General features: G+C 66.4%; 21 protein-coding genes. 16 read left to right on the top strand and 5 right to left on the bottom strand.

What is annotated here, in order from left to right; genetic code table 11:
* Positions 1-72: 72 nt before the first annotated feature.
* Positions 73-888, bottom strand: coding sequence for a sugar transferase (locus SL003B_RS15365; RefSeq protein ID WP_013653782.1), 816 nt, complete (start codon positions 886-888; stop codon positions 73-75).
* A 491-nt stretch (positions 889-1379) separates the two neighbouring features.
* Between SL003B_RS15365 and cysQ the strand changes: the two genes are divergently transcribed.
* From cysQ to SL003B_RS15310, 13 genes are all read left to right on the top strand, one after another.
* Positions 1380-2234, top strand: coding sequence for a 3'(2'),5'-bisphosphate nucleotidase CysQ (cysQ, locus tag SL003B_RS15360; protein WP_013653781.1), 855 nt, complete (start codon positions 1380-1382; stop codon positions 2232-2234).
* 64 nt (positions 2235-2298) lie between these two features.
* On the top strand, positions 2299-3204 hold the full coding sequence (gene cysD, locus SL003B_RS15355) for a sulfate adenylyltransferase subunit CysD (RefSeq protein ID WP_013653780.1): 906 nt from the start codon (positions 2299-2301) through the stop codon (positions 3202-3204).
* Positions 3204-5156: a sulfate adenylyltransferase subunit CysN gene (gene cysN, locus SL003B_RS15350; protein ID WP_013653445.1), complete on the top strand. Its 1953-nt coding sequence runs from the start codon at positions 3204-3206 to the stop codon at positions 5154-5156. Before cysD ends, cysN begins: the two co-directional genes overlap by 1 nt.
* 245 nt (positions 5157-5401) lie before the next feature.
* Positions 5402-6808 (top strand): DUF1800 domain-containing protein, encoded by a 1407-nt coding sequence (locus tag SL003B_RS15345; RefSeq protein ID WP_041375576.1) that lies wholly within the window; start codon positions 5402-5404, stop codon positions 6806-6808.
* Positions 6809-6813: 5 nt separating this feature from the next.
* Positions 6814-8049 carry a DUF1501 domain-containing protein gene (locus SL003B_RS15340; protein WP_013653778.1) on the top strand — a complete coding sequence of 412 codons (1236 nt, stop codon included), beginning with the start codon at positions 6814-6816 and terminating at the stop codon, positions 8047-8049.
* 165 nt (positions 8050-8214) lie between these two features.
* Positions 8215-9186 carry an NAD-dependent epimerase/dehydratase family protein gene (locus SL003B_RS15335; protein ID WP_013653777.1) on the top strand — a complete coding sequence of 324 codons (972 nt, stop codon included), beginning with the start codon at positions 8215-8217 and terminating at the stop codon, positions 9184-9186.
* Positions 9183-10400: a glycosyltransferase gene (locus SL003B_RS15330; protein WP_013653776.1), complete on the top strand. Its 1218-nt coding sequence runs from the start codon at positions 9183-9185 to the stop codon at positions 10398-10400. Before SL003B_RS15335 ends, SL003B_RS15330 begins: the two co-directional genes overlap by 4 nt.
* Positions 10397-11746, top strand: coding sequence for a lipopolysaccharide biosynthesis protein (locus SL003B_RS15325; RefSeq protein ID WP_013653775.1), 1350 nt, complete (start codon positions 10397-10399; stop codon positions 11744-11746). Before SL003B_RS15330 ends, SL003B_RS15325 begins: the two co-directional genes overlap by 4 nt.
* A gap of 22 nt (positions 11747-11768) precedes the next feature.
* Positions 11769-12599, top strand: a complete 831-nt coding sequence (locus SL003B_RS22430) for a sulfotransferase domain-containing protein (protein WP_013653774.1) — start codon at positions 11769-11771, stop codon at positions 12597-12599.
* A 3-nt stretch (positions 12600-12602) separates the two neighbouring features.
* Positions 12603-13526 carry a sulfotransferase domain-containing protein gene (locus tag SL003B_RS22840; RefSeq protein ID WP_013653773.1) on the top strand — a complete coding sequence of 308 codons (924 nt, stop codon included), beginning with the start codon at positions 12603-12605 and terminating at the stop codon, positions 13524-13526.
* The gene (locus tag SL003B_RS22835; RefSeq protein ID WP_083812107.1) at positions 13516-14433 is read left to right on the top strand and encodes a sulfotransferase family protein; all 918 of its coding nucleotides are present in this window, start codon (positions 13516-13518) and stop codon (positions 14431-14433) included. The genes SL003B_RS22840 and SL003B_RS22835 overlap by 11 nt, the downstream gene beginning before the upstream one ends.
* Positions 14430-15707 carry an O-antigen ligase family protein gene (locus SL003B_RS22830; RefSeq protein WP_083812106.1) on the top strand — a complete coding sequence of 426 codons (1278 nt, stop codon included), beginning with the start codon at positions 14430-14432 and terminating at the stop codon, positions 15705-15707. Before SL003B_RS22835 ends, SL003B_RS22830 begins: the two co-directional genes overlap by 4 nt.
* 9 nt (positions 15708-15716) lie before the next feature.
* Positions 15717-16808 (top strand): glycosyltransferase, encoded by a 1092-nt coding sequence (locus tag SL003B_RS15310; RefSeq protein ID WP_013653771.1) that lies wholly within the window; start codon positions 15717-15719, stop codon positions 16806-16808.
* Between the two features lie 179 nt (positions 16809-16987).
* On the opposite strand, the gene SL003B_RS15305 is transcribed toward SL003B_RS15310, so the two are convergent.
* Positions 16988-18067, bottom strand: a complete 1080-nt coding sequence (locus SL003B_RS15305; RefSeq protein WP_013651464.1) for an IS5/IS1182 family transposase — start codon at positions 18065-18067, stop codon at positions 16988-16990.
* A 36-nt stretch (positions 18068-18103) separates the two neighbouring features.
* Positions 18104-18910, bottom strand: coding sequence for a tRNA (5-methylaminomethyl-2-thiouridine)(34)-methyltransferase MnmC2 (gene mnmC2 / locus SL003B_RS15300; protein WP_013653770.1), 807 nt, complete (start codon positions 18908-18910; stop codon positions 18104-18106).
* 79 nt (positions 18911-18989) lie between these two features.
* Between mnmC2 and SL003B_RS15295 the strand changes: the two genes are divergently transcribed.
* Positions 18990-20147 (top strand): NAD(P)/FAD-dependent oxidoreductase, encoded by a 1158-nt coding sequence (locus SL003B_RS15295; RefSeq protein WP_013653769.1) that lies wholly within the window; start codon positions 18990-18992, stop codon positions 20145-20147.
* Positions 20148-20169: 22 nt separating this feature from the next.
* On the opposite strand, the gene SL003B_RS15290 is transcribed toward SL003B_RS15295, so the two are convergent.
* The gene (locus SL003B_RS15290; protein ID WP_041375574.1) at positions 20170-21510 is read right to left on the bottom strand and encodes a hypothetical protein; all 1341 of its coding nucleotides are present in this window, start codon (positions 21508-21510) and stop codon (positions 20170-20172) included.
* Positions 21511-21728: 218 nt separating this feature from the next.
* On the opposite strand from SL003B_RS15290, the gene SL003B_RS15285 reads away from it, so the two are divergent.
* Entirely contained in the window at positions 21729-22208 is a 480-nt protein-coding gene (locus tag SL003B_RS15285; protein ID WP_013653767.1) for a YbaK/EbsC family protein, read from the top strand.
* Positions 22209-22340: 132 nt separating this feature from the next.
* Positions 22341-23330 (top strand): UDP-glucose 4-epimerase GalE, encoded by a 990-nt coding sequence (gene galE / locus SL003B_RS15280; protein WP_013653766.1) that lies wholly within the window; start codon positions 22341-22343, stop codon positions 23328-23330.
* A gap of 243 nt (positions 23331-23573) precedes the next feature.
* Here the strand turns inward: galE and SL003B_RS22425 are convergent, their stop codons facing one another.
* Positions 23574-24116 (bottom strand): thermonuclease family protein, encoded by a 543-nt coding sequence (locus tag SL003B_RS22425; RefSeq protein WP_148259326.1) that lies wholly within the window; start codon positions 24114-24116, stop codon positions 23574-23576.
* Positions 24117-24245: the final 129 nt, after the last annotated feature.

Here is a 24245-nt window from a genome sequence, read left to right as displayed (position 1 = left end):
CCTGAGACGCCCAAGGCGCGCGCCCAGACGGATCGGCCGCTTGGGCTGACAGCTGGATTTGGGCAGCTGGGACTAGTAGCCGCTCCCGCCGAGAAATTCCTGCCAGAAGGTGCGGAACAGGATCTTCAGGTCGAGCCGGTTGGAATAGCCCGCGACATATTGCAGGTCGTAGTGGAGCCGCATCCGGGCAGCATAGTCTTCCGTCGTTTCGCCGCGAAAGCCGTTGACCTGGGCAAGCCCCGTAATGCCCGGCTTGACCTTGTGACGGTCCATGTAGGCGCTGTCGAACTGTTCGTAGGGCACGCCGGCGGCGAGCATCCCCGGCACGTGCGGCCGCGGCCCGACCAGCGACATGTCGCCCTTCAGCACGTTCCACAGCTGCGGCAGTTCGTCGAAGTTCGACTGGCGCAGGAACCGGCCGACCGGCGTCACGCGCGGATCGTTCTTGCGCGTCTGGGCGACGCCCGACGCGTCCTGGCGATCGACGTACATGGAGCGGAATTTCAGCGTGTAGAACAGCTTGCCGTCGAGGCCGTAGCGGGCCTGGCGGAAGATCACCGGACCGCGGCTGCTGGCCTTGACCGCGACGGCGATGCCGAGCAGCAGCGGACTGAGCAGGACGAGTCCGGCGCTGCTGCCGGCGATGTCGACGGTTCGTTTGACCGCCGGCCGAAGGCGCGGCGCCTTGGGCGCGCTGCCCGCGACGCTGCGTCCGATTGTCAGCGGACGGCGATAGGATGCCTCGGATGCCTCGGATGCGCTCGGCGCGGCTGCGGCAAGAGCGCCTGGCGCCTGGCGGTTGACGGCGAACCGTCCGAACAGGGTCCGTTTACGCCGGTCGCGCCCGGTCTCCGAGGCCGGCTGCGTTACGACATACTCATGCACCATACCCTGACGCCCCCAATCGACACTAGGCCCGGTCTGGCCTTGCCGGCCACCATTGGTCCCTCGCACGCGTCATGCGAAAACGTTTTAATCAAAGTAATGTCAAAGCGGTACGGCCCGCTTAAGGATTTGGTAACACATGTTGCGGCGCACTGCAAATGCGACAATGGGCAAAAATCGCCATGAATGGGTCGCAGAAGCGCCTTATTGCCGTTAACGTGAATCCGCGCTGCGGCACGGCATGCGCGGTCGGGGCTGCCCGTGGACGCTCCGGATGCGTCCGGGTTCGGTTTTCGAATCCGGTCGTCAGGATTAACAGTGTTTTAAAAATCCGCCGCGCCGGGCGACTTGGTTGCTGTGCGGCGCCTTGACAGCGATTGTGCACTGCGTCAAGACTGCCGCACGCATTTGAAGACGGCCTGCGAGACTTGTTTGACGGCCGCAAGCATTCGTTTCGGCAGGCCAAGTAGTTTCATATTTCGAGAGGGACTGTTTTGAGTATCCTATCGCTGAACCAGCTGCGCGAGGGCGCATCGCCGTTGGCCATGACCGAGGCACTGATCGCGCTCGCGCTCGAGGCCGGCACGGCCATCCTGGCGGTCTACGAAACCGCCGGCGCGGCCCGATCCGAAGCCAAGGCCGACGGCTCGCCGGTCACCGAGGCAGACGAGGCGGCCGAGAAGGTGATCCTTGCCGGTCTCGCCGCGCTTGCGCCGGAAGTTCCGGTGGTCGCGGAGGAGGCGGTCGCCGCCGGCGACATTCCGCCGGTGTCCGGCCCGTATTTCCTGGTCGATCCGCTCGACGGCACGCGCGAGTTCATCAAGCGCAACGGCGAGTTCACCGTCAACATCGCCCTGGTCGAGGACGGCGTGCCGGTGCTCGGCGTCGTGCTGGCGCCCGCCCTCGGCGAGATCTACTGGGGCGATGCGACCGGCGCCTGGTCCGGGCGCGTCGCCGGTGCGGCGGTCGTCGAGCGCCGGCCGATCGCCGTTCGGCGCCGGCCGGAAGGCGGCCTCGGCGTGCTCGCCAGCCGCTCGCACCTGTCCGAGGAGACCAGCGCGCTGATCGACCGGCTGCCGGTCGCCGAACTGCTGTCGGTCGGCTCGTCGCTGAAGCTGTGCTGGGTGGCGGCCGGTCGCGCGGACGTCTATCCGCGCCTGTCGCCGACCATGCAGTGGGACATCGCCGCCGGCCATGCCGTGCTGCGCGCCGCCGGCGGGCGGGCGCTTGCGGCCGGCACGCGCGAGGAACTCGCCTACCGGCTGCCGCCGGTGCCGGGGCGCGACGACCTCGTCAATCGCCATTTCATCGCCATCGGCGACCAGGACCTCATCGACCTGGTGGCGTGAGGGCGGACCGGCTCGGCCGCCGGCCGGGCAGAAGACAGTCACTATCGGTTTGGAAGGGTCAGGCATGTCTGATCGTTTGAGCAATCTTCGCCGTCTTGAGGCGGAGAGCATTCACATTCTCCGTGAGGTTGCGGCGGAGTTCCGCAATCCGGTGATGCTGTATTCGATCGGCAAGGATTCTGGGGTGATGCTTCATCTTGCGATGAAGGCGTTCGCGCCGGGCAAGCCGCCGTTTCCGCTGTTGCATGTCGACACGACGTGGAAGTTCAAGGAGATGATTTCGTTCCGCGACGAGACGGCGCGGCGTCTGGGTCTGGACCTGATCGTGCACACCAACCCGGAGGGGCTGGCGGCGGGGATCAACCCGTTCGAGCACGGGTCTTCGGTGCACACGCATGTGATGAAGACGGAGGCGCTGAAGCAGGCGCTGAGCAAGTACGGCTTCGACGCGGCCTTTGGCGGGGCGCGGCGCGACGAGGAGAAGAGCCGGGCCAAGGAGCGGGTGTTCTCGTTCAGGACCGCCAATCACGGCTGGGACCCGAAGACGCAGCGCCCGGAGCTTTGGAACCTGTACAACGCGCGCATCGCGAAGGGCGAGTCGATCCGGGCGTTCCCGCTGTCGAACTGGACCGAGCTGGACATCTGGCAATACATCCTGACCGAGAACATCCCGATGGTGCCGCTGTATTTTGCGGCGCGCCGGCCGGTGGTGCGGCGCGACGGCATGCTGATCATGGTCGACGACGCGCGGCTGACGCTCCAGCCGGGCGAGGTGGTGGAGGAGCGCATGGTGCGCTTCCGCACGCTCGGCTGCTACCCGCTGACCGGGGCGATCGAGTCGGAGGCCGACAGCCTGGCGGCGATCGTGCGCGAGATGCTGATCGCGCGCACCTCGGAGCGCTCGGGCCGGCTGATCGACCACGACGAGGGCGCCTCGATGGAGAAGAAGAAGCGCGAGGGGTATTTCTGATGGCCGAGACCGAGACCGTGGCCGCGACCGTGGCCGAGACCGTGGCCGAGACCCTTGCCGACACCCTGGCGGCGCCGGCGGCGGTGGCCGACTACATCCGGGCGCAGGAGGGCAAGGACCAGCTGCGGTTTTTGACCTGCGGCTCGGTCGACGACGGCAAGTCGACGCTGATCGGCCGGCTTTTGTACGACACCAAGCTGATCTTCGAGGACCAGTTGGCCGCACTCGAGAAGGAGTCGCGCCGCCACGGCACGGTCGGCGACGACATCGACCTGGCGCTGCTGGTCGACGGGCTTGAGGCGGAGCGCGAGCAGGGCATCACCATCGACGTCGCCTACCGCTTCTTCGCCACCGACAAGCGCAAGTTCATCGTCGCCGACACGCCGGGCCACGAGCAGTACACGCGCAACATGGCGACCGGGGCGTCGACGGCGGATCTCGCCGTGCTGCTGGTCGACGCGCGCCACGGGCTGATGGTGCAGACGCGCCGGCACGCCTTCATCGCCTCGCTTCTGGGCATCCGCCACGTGGTGCTGGCGGTCAACAAGATCGACCTGGTCGGCTTCGACCGGGCGCGCTTCGAGGCGATCGAGGCCGACTTCCGCAGCTTCGCGGCCGGCTTCGACTTCGAGAGCCTGGTGGCGATCCCGCTGTCGGCGCGCTACGGCGACAACGTCACGGCGCGCAGCGAGGCGATGGCCTGGTACGGCGGGCCGACGCTGCTGGAGCACCTGGAGACGGTCGACGTCGGCAGCGACGCCGGCGAGCGGCCGTTCCGCCTGCCGGTGCAGTGGGTGAACCGGCCGAACCTCGACTTCCGCGGCTTTTCCGGCACGATCGCGGGCGGCCGCATCGCGGTCGGCGACCCGCTGGTGGTCGCCGGCTCGGGCAAGGGCTCGACGGTGGCGCGCATCCTGACGCCGGCGGGCGAGGCGCGCGCGGCGGGCGCCGGCCAGGCGGTGACGGTGACGCTCGCCGACGAGATCGACATCTCGCGCGGTGACGTGCTGTGCGCGCCCGAGGCGCGTCCCGACGTCGCCGACCAGATGGCGGCGCATGTCATCTGGATGGCCGAGGAGGCGCTGCTGCCGGGCCGCTCGTACCTGATGAAGATCGGCACCAAGACGGTGACGGCGACGGTGACGGAGATCAAGCACAAGATCAACGTCACCTCGTTCGAGCACGTGGCGGCCAAGACGCTGGGGCTGAACGAGATCGCCTTCTGCAACTTGGGCCTCGCCGCGCCGGTCGCCTTCGACCCCTACGAGGCCAACCGGACGACCGGCGCCTTCATCCTGATCGACCGGCTGACCAACGCCACGGTGGGGGCGGGCATGGTGTGGTTCGCGCTCAGACGGGCGAGCAACATCCACTGGCAGGCGCTCGACGTCGACAGGCAGGCGCGCGCCGAGGCGCTCGGCCAGAAGCCGGCGGTGCTGTGGTTCACCGGCCTGTCGGGCTCGGGCAAGTCGACCGTCGCCTCGATCGTGGAGAAGAAGCTGCACGCCGAGGGCCGGCACACCTACACGCTCGACGGCGACAACATCCGCCACGGCCTCAACCGCGACCTCGGCTTCACCGACGCCGACCGGGTCGAGAACATCCGCCGGGTCGCCGAGGTGGCCAGGCTGTTCGCCGACGCCGGGCTGATCACGCTGGTGTCCTTCATCTCGCCGTTCCGCTCCGAGCGGCAGATGGCACGCGCGCTGCTGCCCGACGGCGCCTTCGTCGAGATCTTCGTCGACACCCCGATCGCCGAATGCAGGAGGCGCGACCCCAAGGGCCTCTACGCCAAGGCCGACCGCGGCGAGATCGCCAACTTCACCGGCATCGACAGCCCCTACGAGCCCCCCGAGGCCGCCGAACTCGTCCTGAACACCGTCGGCCGCGACCCCGAAGCCGTCGCCGACGACGTCATCGCCTACCTCAAGGCTCAAACCATCATCGCATGACAAAATCACCAGAAGGGGACACCCCCTGCCGGTCCGGCCCTGCGCCAGACCGGCAGGGGGTGTCCCCCCAAAAGAGGCTTTCGCCTGCCGCGAAAAAGCCTTAGAAAAAGATACATTGTTAACCAGTTCCGGCGCCGCATCCGGGGTGCCGTAACCATTGATTTTTGACCCGGCCCGGCCACTCCGTCCGGCCCGGCACTCGATCGAGACGCCTCCATCCATCCGTTTTGTGAGGGGCACGTGTCATGACCACGGACTCGAGCAGGGACGACGCAAGCAGGGACATGGATGCCGTTGTGGCGACCAGGCGCTTCGGCTACGGTGCCCAACCGGGCGAGATCGCCGCTCGGGCAACCGATCCGCGCGCCAGCGTGCTCGCCGAACTCGAGCATCCCGACGCAGCACTACTCGACGACGCCGACCTGCCCGACCGCAGCGCCGTCATGCGCCGGTTCTTCGATTATCGCGACGAACGCAAGGCGTTCCGCGCGTCGACGCAGCTCAAGGGCGCCGAACGGGGCGAGGCGGAGCGCGAGCAACTGGGTCCGAACCCGCTGCAGGAGATCTACCGCGCAGAGGTTCTTGCCCGGATCCGGCGCGCGACCGCGACCGCCCGCCCGCTTCTCGAGCGCCTCGTCGCCTTCTGGTCCAATCACCTGTGCATCGCCGCCAACGCGGGGCAGGTTGTCCGCCTGCTCGCCGGCCAGTTCGAGCGCGAGGTGATCCGCCCGCACGTGCTCGGCCGCTTCGAGGACATGCTGGTCGCCGCCATGCGCCACCCGGCGATGCTGAGCTATCTCGACAACGACCGCTCGGTCGGTCCCAATTCCAGGGCCGGGCAGAGGACCGGCAAGAGCCTCAACGAGAACCTCGCCCGCGAGATCCTCGAGCTCCACACGCTCGGCGTCGACGGCGGCTACTCCCAGGCGGACGTCACCGACTTCGCCCGCGTGCTGACCGGCTGGGGCTTCGAGGGAGCGAAGGGCGACAGGCCCGGCGCCTTTCTCTTCAGGCCGGCGCGCCACGAGCCCGGCGCACCGACAGTGCTCGGCCGCGTCTACGGCCAGGCGGGCGAGGCCAAGGGCCTCGCCGTGCTGCGCGACCTGGCGCATCATCCCTCGACCGCCCGCTTCCTGTCAGTCAAGCTGGTGCGCCATTTCCTGGGGCGCGTGCCGGCGGGCGACCTTGTCGACCGGCTCGCCGGCGTCTATCTCGGCTCCGGCGGCGATCTGGGCGCCTTGACCCGGGCGCTGGTCGCAGCCCCCGAGCTGTGGCGGCCGGAGCGGCCGGTGCTGACCGCGCCCTACGACTTCCTGGTCGCCACCCTGCGCGCCTCCGGCGCCGTCCCCAAGGATCGGCAGATCCTGCGCATGCTGGAGGTGTTCGGCCAGCCGACCTGGGTGCCGCCGTCGCCGGCCGGCTGGCCCGACGAGGCCGAGGCCTGGCTCGCGCCGGGTGCGCTGCTGGAACGGCTCGACTGGGCCGAGATGATGGCCGGGATCGTCGACCTGCCCGATGACATGGACGCCTACGGCCGCGACATTCTGGGCGCGGCCTACGATCCCGACACGCGGCTGGCGCTGCGTCGCGCCGAATCGCGCCGGCAGGCTTTCGTCATGCTGGTGATGAGCCCCGGCTTTCAGAGGAGATAGGCGACATGGGACTGTGCGACTATTCGCGGCGCCAGGTCCTGGCCGGCACCGCCGCCCTGGTCACCTGGGCCTTCCAGCCGCGTCTCGCCGCGGCCGCACCGGGACGCGATCCGCGCCTGCTGGTCGTCAATCTGCGCGGCGGCATGGACGGCCTCGGCGCGGTCGCCCCGCTCGGCGATCCGGACTATCGCCGGCTGCGCGGCGAGGCCGTGCTGTCGGCCGACGACCCGGCCCGCGGCCTGCCGCTCGACGGCTTCTTCGTCCTGCATCCGGCGCTGCCGACGCTGGCGCGGCTGTTCCGGGCCGGCGAGGCGCTGATCGCCCATGCCGTGTCGACGCCCTACTGGAAGCGGTCGCATTTCGACGCCCAGGACGTGCTTGAATCCGGCCTTGCCGGCGCCGGCCAATCGCGCTCGGGCTGGCTCAACCGGGCGCTCGCCGCCCTGCCGCGCGGCGAGGCGCTGCCGCCGCTGCGCGGCCTGGCGGTCGGCGCCCAGGTGCCGCTGCTGCTGCGCGGCGAGGCACAGGTCTTGTCCTGGATGCCGCCGGGCTTCGCCCCCGCGGGCGACGACATCCGCATGCGCCTGCTCGATCTCTATCGCCACACCGATCCGGCCCTGCTCAGAACCTTCGAAGGCGCGCTGAAGCTCGACGAGATCACCGGCGGCGAGGCGGCGATGGAAAAGGCGATGGAAGCCGACATCGGCGCGAGGAAGGGCGCGGACGCGGCTGCGCGCATGACCGCCGCCGCCGTCGGCCGCCTGCTGCGCGACCCGGCCGGGCCGCGTCTCGGCGCCATGGATCTCGTCGGCTGGGATACCCATGTCGACGGCGAGCCCTTCGACCCGCGCTTCGTCGGCCAGCTGGCGCGGCTCGATGCCGTGCTCGCCGATCTGGTGGAAAGCCTGGCGCCGGTCTGGGACCAGACGGCGATCCTGGTCATGACCGAATTCGGCCGTACCGTGCGGCTCAACGGCTCGGGCACCGACCACGGCGTCGGCACCGTGGCGATCCTCGCCGGCGGCGCGGTCGACGGCGGCCGGGTGCTGGCCGACTGGCCGGGCCTGTCGGACCGGGCATTGTACGAGGGTCGCGACCTGCAGCCGACGCTCGATGTCCGCGCCCTGTTCAAGGGGCTGCTCCACGAGCACCTGGGTCTCGGCGAGCGGACCCTTGCCGAGACGGTCTTCCCGGACACCGGGGCGCTGCGACCGCTGTCGGGCCTGATGCGCGCGGTGTGACGCGCGTGGTTTCGAGATCCTGCAACCTGAGCGCCGACGTCATGTTTACCAAGATGTGAACGCGCGCTGGTGCAATGCGGTAAGCCTCTGTAGGATCGACGGGCAAGGGGGGCACCGCACGGCATTTCGGGTGCCTGCCGATCGATTGCGAATGGGGCGATTTTCATGAGACGGGCGGTTGTCTTCGGGGGGGCCGGCTTTATCGGCACCCATCTTCTGACCGAACTGGGCCGGAGCGGCGCCTACGACCTCCTGGTCAGCGCCGACATCGCCGAGCCGGAGCGCGCGGTCGAGGGCGTGAGCTACCGGCGCATCGACGTGCGCGACAAGATCCCGGCCGATCTGTGCCCCGGTGTCGACGAGGTCTATAACCTCGCCGCCGTGCACCGCACGCCCGGCCACGACACCCACGAATATTACGAGACCAACGTGACTGGCGCGGTCAACATCTGCGCCTATGCCGCGCAAGCCGGCGCCGGCCGGCTGCTGTTCACCAGTTCGATCGCCGTCTACGGTCCCGAGGAGACGGCGAAATCGGAGGCGACCGAGCCGACGCCGAAGTCCGCCTACGGCTGGTCCAAGCTGCTCGGCGAGCGGGTGCATCAGCGCTGGCAGGAGGCCGATCCGGCGCGCCAGCTGGTCATCGTACGCCCGGCGGTCATCTTCGGCACCGGCGAGAAGGGCAACTTCACCCGCCTGGCCGGCGCGCTGAAGAAGGGCATGTTCTTCTTCCCCGGCCGCAAGGACACGGTCAAGGCCTGCGGCTATGTCGGCGAACTGGTGCGCTCCATGGATTTCATGCTGAGCCGCAACGAGCCTTTCACGCTCTACAACTTCTGCTATCCGACCCCCTACACGATCGAGCAGATCTGCGACAGCTTCGGCCGCGTCGGCGGCCTGCCGCGCCCGCGCGGCACCGTGCCGCTCGCGCTGCTCAACCTCGCCAGCCTGCCGTTCGAGCTGCTCGACGCGCTTGGCGTCAGGAACGGCATCAACCGCGAACGCATCCGCAAGCTGGTGGTCTCCACCAACATCGTGCCGCAGACGCTGGTCGACGTCGGCTACCGCTACGAGACCGACCTGGACAAGGCCATCGCGGAGTGGAAGGCGGCAGCGCCCCAGGGGCGGTTCTCGTGACCGCCGCCCGGCAGGAAGCGGCGCCGGTCGCGTCGAGCGCTCCCGTGGCGGGCGGACAGGGGCTGAAGGTCGCCATCGTCCATTACTGGCTGGTCGGCATGCGCGGCGGTGAGCGCGTCGTCGAGGCCCTGTGCCGGATGTTCCCGGGCGCCGACATCTACACCCATGTCGTCGATCGCGCGCAGATCAGCGACACCATCGCCCGCCACGACATCCGCACCACCTTCGTCTCGCGCCTGCCCAGGGCGCACAAGCTCTACCAGAACTACCTGCCGCTGATGCCGCTGGCGCTCGAGGAACTGGACCTCGCCGGCTACGATCTGGTCATTTCCAGCGAGGCGGGACCGGCCAAGGGCGTGATCGTGCCGCCTGGCGTGCCGCACTTGTGCTACTGCCACTCGCCGATGCGCTATCTGTGGGACCAGTATCACATCTACAAGGCCGGCGCCGGACGTCTGACCCGGCTGGCGATGCCGCTGCTCGCCCATCGCCTGCGCCAGTGGGACGTCACCTCGGCGGCGCGTGTCGACGCCTTTCTTGCCAACTCGCATCACGTCGCCAACCGGATCGAGAAATACTGGCGCCGGAGCGCGCGCATCGTGCATCCGCCGGTCGCCGTCGACGACTTCGCGCCGGTGCCGCCCGGCGAGATCGGCGACCACTACCTGTGGGCGGGCGAACTGGTCTCCTACAAGCGCCCCGACATCGTCATCGAGGCGTTCAATCGCACCGGCCGCAAGCTCGTCGTCATCGGTGGCCCGGACAAGGCGGTCGCGGCGCTGAAGCGGACCGCGAAGGACACCATCACCTTCCTCGGCAAGGTCCCCTTCGAAACCCTGAAGCATCACATGGCCCGCTGCCGCGCCCTGGTGTTTCCGGGCGAGGAGGATTTCGGCATCGTGCCGGTCGAGGTCATGGCCTCGGGCCGCCCGGTCATCGCCTACGCCAGGGGCGGGGCGCTGGACACGGTCGTCGACGGCAAGACCGGCCTGCTGTTCCCCGACCAGAGCGTCGAGGGGCTGATCGGCGCGATCGAGCGCTTCGAGGCGGCCGGCGCGGCCGCCTTCGATCCGGCCGTCCTCGTCGCCCATGCGCGCCGCTTCGACGAGGCGCATTTCCGCCAGGGCGTGCTCGACGCGCTGGCCGCGACGAGCCTCGCCGGCCGCCTCGGCCTTGGCGGCGCGCGCCGCAGCGCGGAGGCGGACCTGCCGTGATTGCCGCCGCCATGACCCGCACCCGCCGCCTGCTCGACCGCCTGCTCGGCGACGACCTGGCCAGGAAGCTCGCCCGCGGCGGGCTCGCCGCGCTGGTCATCAAGGTCGGCGCCGCCGGCCTGTCGTTCCTGATGTTCCTGGTCCTCGCCCGCGCGATGAGCGCGGAGGATTTCGGCCGCTTCGGCTTCGGCTTCTCGCTGGCGACCCTGCTCGCCGTCGCCGGCAGCTTCGGCCAGCGCATGCTGGTGCTGCGCTTCGCCCCGGTCTACGACCATGACGGCGACCGGCAGAAGCTTGCCGGCGTGGTGCGCGACGGCTACCGGCTGGTTGCGCTCGGCTGCGGCCTCCTCGGGCTCGCCACCGTGGTGACGGGGCTGCTCTGGCCGGGGCTGGCGGCGCGCGGCTACCTGGTCGCCGCCGGCGTCTTCACGCTGGTCCTCGGCCTTGCCGAATACCAGGCGCATGTCTTGCGCGCCTTCGGCGGCATGCTGCTGTCGCTCGGACCGCGCGACATCCTGTGGCGCGCCGGCGTCATCCTGCTGGCGCTCGGTGCCGCGCTCGGGCTGCTGCCGAAGCTGGACGCGGCGGGCGGGCTCTGGCTCACCGCCGGCGTGCTCGCCGCCGTTGTCGCCGGCCAGGCCCTCGCCCATCCGGTCACCCGCCCCGCAGCCCTGTTCGCGGGCCCCGCCGATACGTCCGACCGCCCGACCTGGCGGCATGCCATGTGGGGGCTGTGGGCCAGCAGCTTCATCCGCACCGCCGCGCCGAACCTCGCCGTCGTCGTGCTGGGGCTCGTCCTCACCCCGGAGGCGACCGGACCGTTCTTCGCCGCCCTGCGCCTGTCGATGCTGCTCAACCTGTTCCTGATGGCGGCGAACATGATCGCCGCGCCGATGATCGCGCGCACCTATCATCGCGGCGACCGCGACGACCTCCAGCGCCTGTGCGCCCATGTCTCGGTCGGGCTGACCCTGCCGACGCTGGCCGTCTTCCTCGTCTTCGTCCTCGCCGGCGACCGGCTGCTGGAGCTGTTCGGCACGGGCTACGCAGCCTATTACTGGGTGCTGATCGTTCTGTCGGTGGGGTACCTGGTCAACGCCCTGTCCGGATCGACGTCGCAGCTGATGGAGATGACCGGCGACGAACGCTATTATCTCAGGATCGTGACCGTCGTGAACGGCATCGCCATCGCGGCGCTGGCGCCCCTGAGCCTGCTCCTCGGCCCGCTCGGCGCGGCGATCGCCCTGACCTTCAGCCAATGTGCCTGGAACGCAAGCTGCATCCTGCGATCGCGGACCCGCTGCAAGGTCGACCCGTCCATCTTGAGCTTTCTTTACAAGCCCTAAAATTTTCGAGGAATTTCCCGAAATGCGATTGCCGGATTTCATCTATGTCGGGACGGGCAAGGCTGGCACGACCTGGTTGCTGCAGGCCCTGAACGCCCATCCCGGGATCTACGTGACGCCGGTCAAGGAGACGAACTTCTTCGATCTCAACCATGACAAGGGTCTCGGCTGGTACGCCTCGTTCTTTTCCGACGCGCCCGAGGGCAGCATCGTGGGCGAAATCTCCCACCGCTATCTGCGCGACCCGCGCGTGGCCGAGAGGATCGCGCAGGATCTCGGCAGGGTCAGGATCGTCGTCGGGCTGCGCGAGCCGGTCGACTATTGTCTCTCCGACTACCTGTTCAGCAAACGCAGCGGCCAGTTCGACGGCGACTTTGCAGCCTGGCATCGGGAGGGCAGAAGCCACGGCGCCCTGCGCTATCGGGACATGATCGAGCCCTTCGTGACGCGGTTCGGCATCGAAAACATCCATGTCTACCGCTTCGACGATCTCGCCGGCCGGCCGCAGGCGATGTTCGACGACCTGGTCCGTTTTCTCGGTGCCGCGCCGTACACGCTTCCCGAAGAGGTGCTCAAGCCGGTCAATGTCGCCAGCAAGGCGCGCATCGGGTGGCTGTCGCGGCTGGCGAGCCGCGCGTCCAAGCGGCTCAAGCGGCATGGCGGCCAGAGGCTGATCTCGGCGGTAAAGTACAATCCGCTGGTTCAGGCGCTGCTCTACAGGAAACTGCGCGACAAGCCTGAGGTCGACGGCCGCCTGCGTGCGGAGATCCGCGCCCTCGCGGCCCCGCATGTCGCATGGCTGGACGAAACTTTCGACCGGGGGTTTTCGTCCTGGCTTGAGGAGAGGGCCTGAGCGATGGCGGCGCCGCGCCCCAACACCTTCCTGATCGGCGGGCCGAAATGCGGCACCACGTCGCTCGCTCATTATCTGTCCGAACACCCGGACGTCTTCCTCGGCTATCCCAAGGAACCGTCCTACTGGAGTTCCGATCTCGCGCAGAGCGGAACCGTAGCGCTAGTTAGATCTTTGAATGACTATCTGAATATATACTCATCCGCTGAAGGCAAGAAAGTCGTTCTTGATGCCTCGACACGTTACCTGTTTTCAAAAGTTGCTGTGCGGAGGATCGTTGAATTTAACCCGAAAGCCAAGTTCATAGTTATTTTGAGGAATCCGATCGAGGCAGCTTATGCTTACCATATGGAGAAGGTCTTCAATCATTTCGAAGACGAAGAAGACTTCGAGATCGCATGGAAGCTTCAGTCTCGTCGGCTCCAAGGGCACTCAATTCCGTCAGGGTGCGACGAACCGAAAGAACTACAATACCAGCAAGTGGCCAGTTTCGGATCTCAACTCGCATCTGTTCTGGAACACGTGAAGCGTGATGACCTGCTGGTTTTGTTCACGGAGGACATGGCCTCGGATGCTCGTGGAACTTATCTGAAAGTGCTGGATTTCCTCGATCTGGAAGATGACGGCCGAACCGACTTTAAGATAAAGGGTGGCGCACATTTCAACCGGTTTCAAGCTCTTTCCAGGCTTTATCAGAACCCTCCAAAGGTTATCAGACCAGTTATTCGCTCCCTAAAGCAATTGATCAGACGAAATTTTCCGTTGTCATGGGAGTATATGATAAAAAAGGTCCTTGTCACGAGAAAGGCGCGTAAGCCTCTGTCCGAGGAAATGCGGAGAGATTTGGCGAGCGGCTTTTGCGAGGACGTTAAGCTGCTTGAAAAAGTCACCGGAAAAGATCTGAGGCACTGGCTCGATGCTTCCTAACACATTCATAATCGGTGCCCCGAAGTGCGGAACGACCGCCTTGGCAAGTTACTTGGCATCGCACCCGGAGGTATACTTCTCGGTTCCCAAGGAACCTCTTTTCTGGTGTCAGGATCTGCCGGCAGCCAAACACGAACTCAGGCCACGCACACTGGAAGAGTATCTGTTGCTGTTCAAGGAGGCTGATCCCCGTCGACACAAGATCGTAGCGGAAGGCAGTACGGCATATCTTCGTTCGAAGGTCGCGGTTCCCAGAATTCTTGAGTTCTCACCGGATGCGAAATTTATCGTGATGCTGCGAAATCCGGTTGACGTTGTGCAGGCGTTCCACATGGAGCAATGCTATAATCAAAATGAAACTGAGACCGACTTCACTAAGGCATGGGCATTGCAAAGCGAGCGCGAGCAGGGAAGGTCAATGCCGAATGCGTCGATCGGTAGAGATGACGTCCTGTATAGAAAAATAGCCCGGTTTGGCGAGCAGGTTCGGTTCATCAAGTCCCATGTCTTGAAGAATAACATAAAATATATCTTCTATGAAGATTTTCAAGCTGATTCGAGGCGTGTATACACTGATGTACTTGAATTTCTTGGCCTTCAAGACGATGGGCGGGATGAATTCGAGCCAGTAAATGCCGCGCATTCGGCGCGGATCCCCCTAATCTCAAGATTTATTTTACATCCGCCGGCTATCTTGGAGCGGCCGATGCGATCACTGCGCATGTATTTAATTAGGAATAATTATAAATATATAAAAATAGTAAAGAATTATTTGAACAAAAAATCACTTAGAAAGCCTGTAAGTGAAAATTTAAAACAAGAGATCTCGAATTATTTTTTGGAGGATATCAAGCTCCTTGAGGATGAAATTGGTAGAAATCTATCCATGTGGACAGGCGCCAAATGACCTCCTTCTCTGGCGAGATTTTCTCTTCTCGGTTGGAGAGGGTTTCAGGATCGCGGATCAAGGATAATCTATTCTTTTGGTTGATCTTCTTATATTTGATGTGTTCTCCAGTTTTGTATTTTAGGGTTGGGGGTAATTCTGTATCAGCGGTAGATTTTATAGGCTCTCTTTCAATAGTGTTATTATTAATATTTAGCTCGAAAAAGGTTACGTACTATACAGCCTTTTATGTTGGTTATATCTGCATGGCCTTTTTTTCGGTCGCTGCGTCTTCCGAGCCGGGCGTAGGTCTCTCGAATTTGGCACTTGCTCTCCGGTTACTTTTCATTTTTATGCCGTTTATTCTTATAGAGCATCTGGATCTAAGGTTCCTTGCCAATGACCAGCGTTTGGTGAAGGCGATGTTCTTCAGTTCGTATTTCGCTGTCGTCCTAGGGTTGGGGTTGTATGCGCTGGGCATCGAAGTGCGCGACAGTCAGCACGTGTTGTGGCTCGGCAGCGGCTATGGAGCGGCGATGCGTGCAGGAGGTATTGTCGGCAATCCGGCCTCATATGGACTCGTTGCAGCTTTTCTTTTATTCTCAGGAATGCTTTATAGGAAGTTGTGTGGCGGCTCATATATAATTATTATGACGTCTTTTCTGGCTTCATTTGCGGCAATTATTGTTTCGTCGTCGCGTGGAGCTTTGTTGATGTTAGTAGTTTTTTCTATGGTTTATTTTATGACGAACCTAAGAAGGGCGCTTTTGGGTGTTGTCGGATTATTTATTTTGATTCCGGCCCTTCTATTGTCTGCTCTTTTCCTTGATGTTCGAAGCTTGCCGCCCGGGCTATATGCTGCAATTAGACGTTTGGACATGTTCAACATCATGGATGACAGTAAATTTTTCACAACTGTAAGATTTGATACGTGGGGTAATCTGTACAATAGGCTCTGGGATGTACCTTTCTTTGGAGTTGGGTATAAATCATTTCAAGAAAACTTCGGAGCATATATTGATAATTCGTACCTGTCAACGTGGATTGAGGTTGGTATAATAGGGTTCGTATTATTCATTTTATTTTGGACACTTGTTCTCGTCAGGTTTGGTTATATTTTCGCAAAACGTGGAGGTTTTTATTCTGCTTTCGGTCTCGCCTTGACCGTCGCCTTCATGATGAGAATGGTAACCGGGGGGGCCAATGCAAGTTGGAGCGCAGCCCCGCTGTATTTTGCTGCGCTTGCCTTACTGCTCCGACTGGCAAGTGTTCCTCATCGAAAAGCGACAGGGTAGAGCGAGACTGTGCCTTCCCTCCTCGAGATCACCGTCCGGGCGGATATCGGCGGCGGGCCGGAACACCTGTACCAGCTCCTCGCCCATCTGCCCGGCCGCTTTGAGGCCCATGTCGCCTGTCCCGACGACCGGCCCTACCGGCAGCGCTTTACCGACCTGCTCGGCGCCGGCCGCATCGTCGACGTGCCGCATCGGGCCTTCTCGCTCGCCGCCTTGCGCCGGCTCGCCCGCGAGGTGCGCGCGCGCGACGTCGCGCTGATCCACTGCCACGGCAAGGGCGCCGGGCTCTACGGCCGCCTGCTGGCGGTGCTGACCGGCCGGCCCTGCGTGCACACCTTCCACGGCCTGCATGTCGGCGACTATGGCGCCGCGAAGCGGCTGGCCTATCTCGGCCTGGAGGCCCTGCTCGGCCGCGCCACGGCCGCCGCCGTCTGCGTGTCGCAGGGCGAGCGCGACCAGATTCTGCGCGCCGGCTTCCTGCCGCGTTCGAAGCTCCATGTCGTCGAGAACGGCGTCGAAACGCCGCCGCTGCGCGCGTCCGAGCCGCCGGCCGGGCCGTTGCGCCTGGTGGCGGTCAACCGCTACGACGTGCAGAAGAACCCGGAACTGATCCTCGATATCGCCGCCGCGCTGAAGGCCGATCCGGCCATGCCGGCGTTCCGCATCACGGTGCTGGGAACCGGCGAGCGGCTTGCCGCCTGCCGGGAGGCCGTGGCGCGGCGCGGGCTCGCCGACTGTGTCGATCTCGCCGGTCCGAGTACGGCCCCGCGCGCGGCCTTTCGCGCCGCCCACGCCTTCCTGTCGACCTCGCGCTGGGAAGGCATGCCGATGGCCGTGCTGGAGGCCATGTCGGAGGGCCTGCCGGTGGTCGCCACCGATGTCGTCGGCAACCGCGACGTGGTCGCCGGCGAGGTCAGCGGCCTGCTGTTTGCGACCGAGAATGCCGCCGCCGGCGCGGCCGCGATCCGCCGGCTCGCCGACCCGGCCCTGCGCGCCCGCCTCGGCGCCGCCGCACGGCGCGTGGTCGAGGAGCGGTTCTCGGTGACGAGGATGGCCGAGCGCACGGCCGACCTCTACGACGCGGTGCTCGCCCGCCGCTGAGCCGGCGCCGCGCCGCGCGCCGGCGCGGGCAGGGGGCTTATGGCAGCTGGACGGTTCTATCAACTCGACCCTTGCCGATTTTGACACCAGCATTTCCCCGGCAGAGTTGTGAAGCAGGCTCATGATCGGCGCGAAGACGACAGATTTCGGCTGTCGACCCGACGCCTCGGCCGATCCCGCTATGCCATCGCCGCCTTTTCGAGGCAGATCAGCCGTTTCACGTTATAGACGATGTTGGCCATGCCGATTTTCAGCGTGGCGCGAGCAATGCCGATCGTGCGGATCACGAGGCTCATTCTCGATTTCTGCTCGGCAAAGACATGCTCGACATGGCTGCGGATTTTCGATTTGCGGCCGTTGGCGATCGCTGTCCGACGCGGCATTGGCCGCCCCTTCGGCTTTTTCCGATGAACGCATGAGACGAAGCCGTTCTCGTCCATGAACATCTCGTTGGCCTTGGACCGATACGCCGTATCTGCCCAGACGTGGCTGGCTGTGTTGGACTTGTCGAGCAGCCCCTCACGCAGACGTGCGCCCTCATACGCCGCGGCGTCCGTGGCCTGCCACTTCCGGATCAGGCCGAACCGCCGGTCGATCGAGATGTGGTTTTGATACCCGAAGGCCGGGATCGCGATATCAACCGGCGGCTTGGTTCCATCAGGCCGCTCCTTCGCCTTCGAGAACTTGACGGTCCATCTGGCATCCCGATCCTTTTGCCGGAGTTTGGCCGGCTTGGCCTTCCATTCTTCCGGGATACGCCCCTCCTTGAGATCGTTCTTCTCATCCTCGGTATTGCGCTGCTTCGGCGCGGCGATCAGGCTGGCATCCACAATCTGCCCGCCCATGGCGATGTAGCCCGAGGCCCGCAGCGCGGCGTCGAACCGGTCGAACAAGGCTTGGATCGCATCGGCTTTGGTGAGCTTCTCCCGGAACAGCCAGATCGTCCGCGCATCCGGAACGCGATCCGAAAGCCCAAGCCCGAGAAAGCGCATGAAAGACAATCGGTCGCTGATCAGGAACTCGGTCCGTTCATCCGACAGGCTATTGGCGGCCTGGATGACCAGCACCTTGAACATCATCACGGGGTCGAAGGGCGGTCGGCCGCCTTGGGATCCATCCGAATAGGCCAGCGCCTTCACCAGATCGGCCCGGAAAATCTCGAAATCAACCGCTCCGGCAAAGGCCTCGAGTTGATCGCCGAGGTCGCTCAGACGCTTCAACCGTTCGTCGATATCGAAAAATCCTGGCTGGCCCCGCATCCCGCATCATTCTCCTGTTCCAACGGAGGCATTGAATCAAAATCTCACTGAAATGGCGAGGTTTTTAGAACTGTCCAGCTTCGTGCCGGCCAGCATCTCGCGCTTGGCGGCGAAGCCCTTGCGCCGCTCGACCCTGAAGCCGGCGGCCTCAAGCGCGCGGCGCACCCGGCCGGCGGCCGCGTAGGTGGCGAAGCGGCCGCCCGGCGCGGTGGCGGCGAAGACGGCACGCAGCAGATCGCCGCTCCACAGCTCGGGATTGCGCGCCGGGCTGAAGCCGTCGAGATACCAGGCGTCGACCGGGCCAAGGCCCGCCCGCCGGGCGAGCTCCGGCACCAGCGCGTTGGCGTCGCCGACGGCGAGCCACAGTTCGGCGCCGGCCATCTCGATCCGCTGCCAGCCGGCCGCCGGCGCCCAGCGGCTGAGCAGGGCGTCGGCGAACGCCGCCAGGTCTGCGAAGGGGGCGAGCGCGCGCGCCATCTGGGCGCGGCTCAGCGGATGGCGCTCGAAGCCGACATAGGTCAGCCGCGGCCCGGCCGGCGCCCCCGGGGCCTCGGCTAGCGACTCGGCCAGCGCGGCCAGCGTGGCGAGGAAATTCAGGCCGGTGCCGAAGCCGAGTTCGGCCACGGTGAAGGTGCCGCGCCCGAGAAAGCGTTCGGGCAGGCCGGTGCCGGCGAGGAACACGTGCCGGCTTTCCGCCAGCCCGCCCTGCGGCCCGCCGGCGCGCGAGAAATAGCTGTCGCCGTAGGCCGGCGCGAAGGGCACGCCGCCCTCAAGCCAGTCGAGGTCGGGCGCAAGGCCGTTGCCCGTGCCGTTGCCCGTGCCGTTGCCCGCGCCTGGCGGCATTTCCCTTTGCGCAGGCCTGTCCATGGCTCTAGAACCCTTGCTGCCGCATCCCCGCCGCTTCTTAAAGGACCGTCCGCTGGTGACCAAGCCCCGTGATCTCGCCGTCGTCGGCGCCGGCGTCTTCGGCCTGTCGCTCGCCCGCGCGGCCGTCGCCCGGGGCCTGTCCGTCGTCGTCATCGAGGAACGGGCCGTCGGCGCGGGGGCGAGCGGCGGCGTGCTCGGCGCGCTGATGCCGCACATGCCGGCGCGCTGGAACGCCAAGAAGGCGTTCCAGTTCGAGGCGCTGACGACCCTTGCCGGCCACGTCGCCGCGCTGGAGGCGGAAACCGGGCTCGCCACCGGCTATCGCCGCTGCGGCCGGGTGATGCCGATCGCCACCGCCGACCGGCGGGCGCATCATCTGGAGCGCGCCGAGGAAAGCCGCCTGCGCTGGCGCACCGACGAAACCGGATACGCCTATCGCGTCGAGGAGGCCGGCGCCCACGCCCGCTGGCTTGCGCCCGAGACGGCCCCCTTCGGCGTCGTCGTCGAGACGCTGGCCGCGCGCGTCTCGCCGCGCTGCTACCTCGCCGCGCTCGCCGCCTCGGTCGGCGCGCGCGCCGAGATCCTCGTCGGCCGGGCCTTCGCCGGCTTCGACGAGGCGGCCGGCCGCGTCCGCCTCGCCGACGGGACGACGCTGGCCGCCCGCAGTCTGGCGCTGGCGAACGGCTACCGGGCCTTCGCCGCCATCGAGGCCCTGAGCGAGAGCCGGAGCGAGACCCTGAGCGAGGCGCTTGACGGGCGGGGCATCGGCGCGGGCGAGAAGGGTCAGGCGCTGCTGCTCGAAGGCGGCGGGCTGGAAGCCATGCCGGCTGTCTATTGCGACGGGCTCTATGTCGTCCCCCACGACGACGGCACGGTGGCGGTCGGCTCGACGGCGGACGCCGACCTGTCCGATCCCCGTCCCGATCCGGCGCAGACCGCGGCGCTGCTTTCCCGTGCCCGCGCCTTCTGTCCGGCGCTGGAGGGATGCGCCCTGCTGGAGGCCTGGGCCGGCATCCGGCCGAAGCCGGCGGCGCGCGATCCGCTCGTCGGCCTGCTGCCGGGATGCCGGCAGGTCTTCGCGGCGACCGGCGGCTTCAAGATCGGCTTCGCCATCGCGCATCTGGTCGCGGATGCGCTCGCCGCCGAGATCGCCGGCGAGGCGGCGCGCGTGGCGCTGCCGCCGTCCTTTCGTCCGGCCCATCATGTCGGCTGATCCACGTGCAGTTCCTAAGCCGTCACAGGTGCAGCGACGAGGCCAGCGCCAGCGCCTTGCGCAGCACCTCCGGATCGACGCCGGCCAGGTGCTTCGACAGCGCCTCGGCGTCCTTGTCGCCGGCCTTCGGCTCGGCCTCCCTGGCGACGGCATGGAGCCCGCCGCCGGCTGCCGCCAGCGCCGGGTCGAGCAGCCCATGGGCATGGCCGCTCGCCTTCAGGTCGAGCGAGTTCATCTTGATCAGGTCGTCGAAGTCGATGGCCAGGTCGTCGAACTTGTTCTCGGCGATGGCGGCGAGGCTCGGGTCGGACTTCTGGTAGATCCAGTCGCCCGAGAGCATCTGGTCGACGCGCTTTTCCGAGAAGGTGCGATAGGTCTGCTGCAGCTGGAACAGCGGGTTGGTGCGCGGGTTGGACACCAGCAGGCCGATCTCGACATCGGCATAGGGACTGCGCTCGATGTCGATGGCGTCGCGCAGCACGACGAGTCCGGTGCCGGCGAGGTCGAGATCAAGGGTGGCGTTGCCGCCGGCCACGACCTTCTGCACGGCCTCGCTCGTGCCCTGATTGGTCAGCGTGCCGAAGTCGTAGGGGTTGAAGGCATCGAGTTCGGCGGCGGTCGCCGCCGCACCCGGCGAGGCGGAGACGCTCGGCAGCGCCAGCGCCAGCCCGCATTCGACCAGGCTGTGATGGTATTGCAGCACCATGGTGGCGATCGGCACCAGTTCGTAGCCGAGCGAGATCTCGCTCGCCGCGCCCGCCTGCAGGGTCGCCTTGCCGATCGGCTGCTGGCTCAGCGACTCGATGTAGTAGGCAAGTACGTCGAGCGCGTCCGTGGTCGTGCCGGAAATGTCGGCACCGAGATAGGGGCCGTAGAATCGCTCCATGTACTTGACCACGGAGCGGTCGAGCAGGCGGTTCTTGAAGATGCCGAGGTCGGGCAGTTCCGCGGTCAGGACGTCCGGCACCGGCCGGCGCGCCCGGTTGGCCTCGTTGAAGGCGATCTGGTTGCGCAGGCCCTTGCGGAAGTCGTCGACGGTCGGATCGCCGCCGAACTCGAAGAATTCGCCGAGATAGCGCAGCACGTCGCCGATGGCGAAGATGTCGTAGATGGTGGTGGCGTCGGCGAACTGCTTCGCCCGCACCTTCGCCGCCGCCAGCGCCGCATTGGCCCTGGCGTTGTTCGGCACCGCCTGCAGCGAGCCGACCCAGGTCGAGAAGGCGCCGGCGAAGGCGGAGGGAAACTCGGTGCCGGGCAGGAACAGCAGGCTGTTCAGAGCGTCGACCATGGTCGAGATCTGCGCCGACCGGAGCCGGTTGCGCGCTTCCTGGACCGCTGCTCCATAGATGATCACGGGCGCCATGGCCTCCCCCTTCCGCTCACGCTGGCCGACGACACCCGACCACGATCGGTCGGGTGTCGCTTCAGGGACGTGCGGGCGCGCGCTTCGTGACGGCGGAAGAGCTTGCGGCGACGCCCTCCTGCCTTTAGTCGTTCGCCATGACTTCCAGTCCTTCGGCCGGACACGCCGGTCCGGCCGGTTTCCGATCTTTCGCCGCTCCACAGGGAGGCTCCGCAGGCATGGGCATCGACACCGTCCGCCAGTTCTTCGCCGACAAGGCGCCCGACATCGCCATCATCGAAAAGGACGCCAGCACCGCCACGGTGCAGGAGGCCGCCGACGCCCATGGCGTGGCGCCGGCCCAGATCGCCAAGACGCTGTCGCTGCAGGCCGGCGACGAGATCGTGCTGGTGGTCGCGCGCGGCGACGCGCGGCTCGACAACAGGAAGGCCAAGGCCGCCTTCGGCGCCAAGGTCAAGATGCTCGGCCTCGACGTGGTGGAGGAGATCACCGGCCATCCCGTCGGCGGCGTGTGCCCGTTCGGCCTGGCCCGGCCGCTGAAGGTCTATTGCGACATGTCGCTCAAGGCCTTCGACGTGGTCATCCCGGCCGCCGGCGCGGTCAATGCCGCGGTGCGCATCGCGCCGCAGCGGATGGCGGAGCTGACCGGCGCGACCTGGATCGACGTGTGCCGGGAGCCCGAGGCTCAGGACGGCTGACGCCCGGGACGACCGAGGACGGACTGGACAAGCGCGAGCCGATCCCGGAAAACTCCGACTGCCGGGGCCGCACCGGGGCCGGAACGTTTTGCAGCAGGCTTTTTCAGGATCCATCGGTTTTCGGGAGGTGTCATGGCGGTTCTGGTCACCGGCGGCGCAGGCTACATCGGCAGCCACATGGTGCGCTCGCTCCTCGACGCCGGCGAGACGCCGGTCGTGGTCGACAATTTCTCGACCGGCTTCGACTGGCTGGTGCCCGAAGAGGTGCCGCTGGTCACCGCGGATGTCGGTGATCTGGCGACGATAGAGGCGGTCATCGAGGCGCATGGCATCGACGCCGTGATCCATTTCGCCGGCTCGATCATCGTGCCGGAATCGGTCGCCGACCCGCTGAAATACTACCGCAACAACACTGCCGCCTCGCGCAGCCTGATCGAGGCCTGTGTCAACAAGGGCGTCGGCACGTTCATCTTCTCCTCGACGGCTGCCGTCTACGGCGATCCGGTCAGCGTGCCGGTCGACGAGGACGCGCCGCTGGCGCCGCTGTCGCCCTACGGCACGTCGAAGCTGATGACCGAGCTGATGCTGCGCGACGTCGCCGCCGCCCATGCTTTCCGCTACACGGCGCTGCGCTATTTCAACGTTGCCGGCGCAGATCCGGAAGGCCGCACGGGCCAGGCGACGAAGAACGCCACCCACCTGATCAAGGTCGCCTGCGAGACCGCACTCGGCAAGCGCGACGAGATGGCGATCTTCGGCACCGACTACGCCACGCCCGACGGCACCGGCGTGCGCGACTACATCCACGTTTCCGACCTGGTCGAGGCGCATCGCCTCGCGCTGTCACGCCTGCGCACGGGCGGGGACAGCCTGGTGATGAACTGCGGCTACGGCGAGGGCTACTCGGTGCGCCAGGTGATCGACGCGGTCAAGGCCGTGTCGGGGATCGATTTCGCCGTGCGTATCGCACCGCGCCGGGCCGGCGACTCGCCCAGGGTGGTCGCCGCCAGCGAGCGCGTGCGCCGCGAACTCGGCTGGGTCCCGCACCACGACGACCTCGAGACCATCGTCCGCCACGCGCTCGCCTGGGAACAATCGCTCACGGCCCGCAACCGGCTCTGACCTCCGCGCCCGACCTCCGGCCTCGACCTCCGCGCCTGACGGCATGCCCGTGCCCTCTCCGCGTCACCCCGGACGCAGCGCAGCGGAGATCCGGGGCCCACTCGCGGATCGGCCTGCCGCAGCGGCGAATGCGGAGGGCGGCGGTGCGTGTGGAACGCCGCCGCTCTGGCAACGCGTGGACCCCGGGTCTCGCACTGCTCGCTCGGGGGTGACCTCCAAGCGTGCGAGCAGACCTGCCGCCTTTCAGCGTGCAGCGGTGGCGGCGTCGGACCAGATTCCGGCCCGGAGGTCGCGGGCGAAGGCCTCGGCGGTGGCCAGATCGGCAGCAAGATCTCCCAGATCGCCGCCGAGGTCTCGTGCGGCAACCGCCGAACCCGAGCGCAGCAGGTCGAGGGCAATGCGGTCGACGCCACGCACGCAGTCGACAAGCACGGGGCCGGGATCGGCCTTCGGCGCTGCCTCGGGCGGCCGGCCGTCGTCGGCCGCCACCCCGATGCGCCGGCAGGCGATCTGCTTGCCGGCGATCATGGCGCGCAGGTTCATGCGCGCGCGCAGGCCGCAGGCCCAGCGCTGGCCGGAGGCCTCGCGGCAGACCATCTGCGGCGGCACCGGCTCAAGCACGGCGAGGCGGTAGACGGTCCCCTTGACCTGGAAGGTGACGCTGTTGGGCACGCGCACCGAAGGCGGCACGTACATCGTGTCGGGATAGGGGGAGACGCGGTCGGGGGCACGCGGCAACTCCTGCCGCTTCGGATCGATCCGCACCGGCTTGGTCGTCCACAGCACGCCGGTGCCTGGCTGCCCGGCCGGACCCGCACCTTCGGCGCCCGCGTCAAAGGCAGCAACCAGAGGTCCGGCCAGGGAGAACGCAAGCCCGCCGAGGCCCGCAAGACATGTCCTTCGGATCGCGCGCAT

It is taken from the genome of Polymorphum gilvum SL003B-26A1 (assembly GCF_000192745.1).
GTDB lineage: Bacteria > Pseudomonadota > Alphaproteobacteria > Rhizobiales > Stappiaceae > Polymorphum > Polymorphum gilvum.
This window is presented reverse-complemented; position numbering and strand designations above follow the sequence as displayed.

What these genes read in the sequence shown, in the direction of transcription:
- galE (WP_013653766.1), top strand. Translation starts at nt 22,341, where the DNA reads ATGGCGGTTCTGGTCACCGGCGGCGCAGGCTACATCGGCAGCCACATG.
- SL003B_RS15305 (WP_013651464.1), bottom strand. Translation starts at nt 18,067, where the DNA reads ATGCGGGGCCAGCCAGGATTTTTCGATATCGACGAACGGTTGAAGCGT.
- SL003B_RS15345 (WP_041375576.1), top strand. Translation starts at nt 5,402, where the DNA reads ATGACCACGGACTCGAGCAGGGACGACGCAAGCAGGGACATGGATGCC.
- cysN (WP_013653445.1), top strand. Translation starts at nt 3,204, where the DNA reads ATGGCCGAGACCGAGACCGTGGCCGCGACCGTGGCCGAGACCGTGGCC.
- cysD (WP_013653780.1), top strand. Translation starts at nt 2,299, where the DNA reads ATGTCTGATCGTTTGAGCAATCTTCGCCGTCTTGAGGCGGAGAGCATT.
- SL003B_RS22835 (WP_083812107.1), top strand. Translation starts at nt 13,516, where the DNA reads ATGCTTCCTAACACATTCATAATCGGTGCCCCGAAGTGCGGAACGACC.
- SL003B_RS15365 (WP_013653782.1), bottom strand. Translation starts at nt 888, where the DNA reads ATGGTGCATGAGTATGTCGTAACGCAGCCGGCCTCGGAGACCGGGCGC.
- SL003B_RS15340 (WP_013653778.1), top strand. Translation starts at nt 6,814, where the DNA reads ATGGGACTGTGCGACTATTCGCGGCGCCAGGTCCTGGCCGGCACCGCC.
- SL003B_RS15335 (WP_013653777.1), top strand. Translation starts at nt 8,215, where the DNA reads ATGAGACGGGCGGTTGTCTTCGGGGGGGCCGGCTTTATCGGCACCCAT.
- mnmC2 (WP_013653770.1), bottom strand. Translation starts at nt 18,910, where the DNA reads ATGCCGCCAGGCGCGGGCAACGGCACGGGCAACGGCACGGGCAACGGC.
- SL003B_RS15290 (WP_041375574.1), bottom strand. Translation starts at nt 21,510, where the DNA reads ATGGCGCCCGTGATCATCTATGGAGCAGCGGTCCAGGAAGCGCGCAAC.
- SL003B_RS22840 (WP_013653773.1), top strand. Translation starts at nt 12,603, where the DNA reads ATGGCGGCGCCGCGCCCCAACACCTTCCTGATCGGCGGGCCGAAATGC.
- SL003B_RS22430 (WP_013653774.1), top strand. Translation starts at nt 11,769, where the DNA reads ATGCGATTGCCGGATTTCATCTATGTCGGGACGGGCAAGGCTGGCACG.
- SL003B_RS15285 (WP_013653767.1), top strand. Translation starts at nt 21,729, where the DNA reads ATGGGCATCGACACCGTCCGCCAGTTCTTCGCCGACAAGGCGCCCGAC.
- SL003B_RS22830 (WP_083812106.1), top strand. Translation starts at nt 14,430, where the DNA reads ATGACCTCCTTCTCTGGCGAGATTTTCTCTTCTCGGTTGGAGAGGGTT.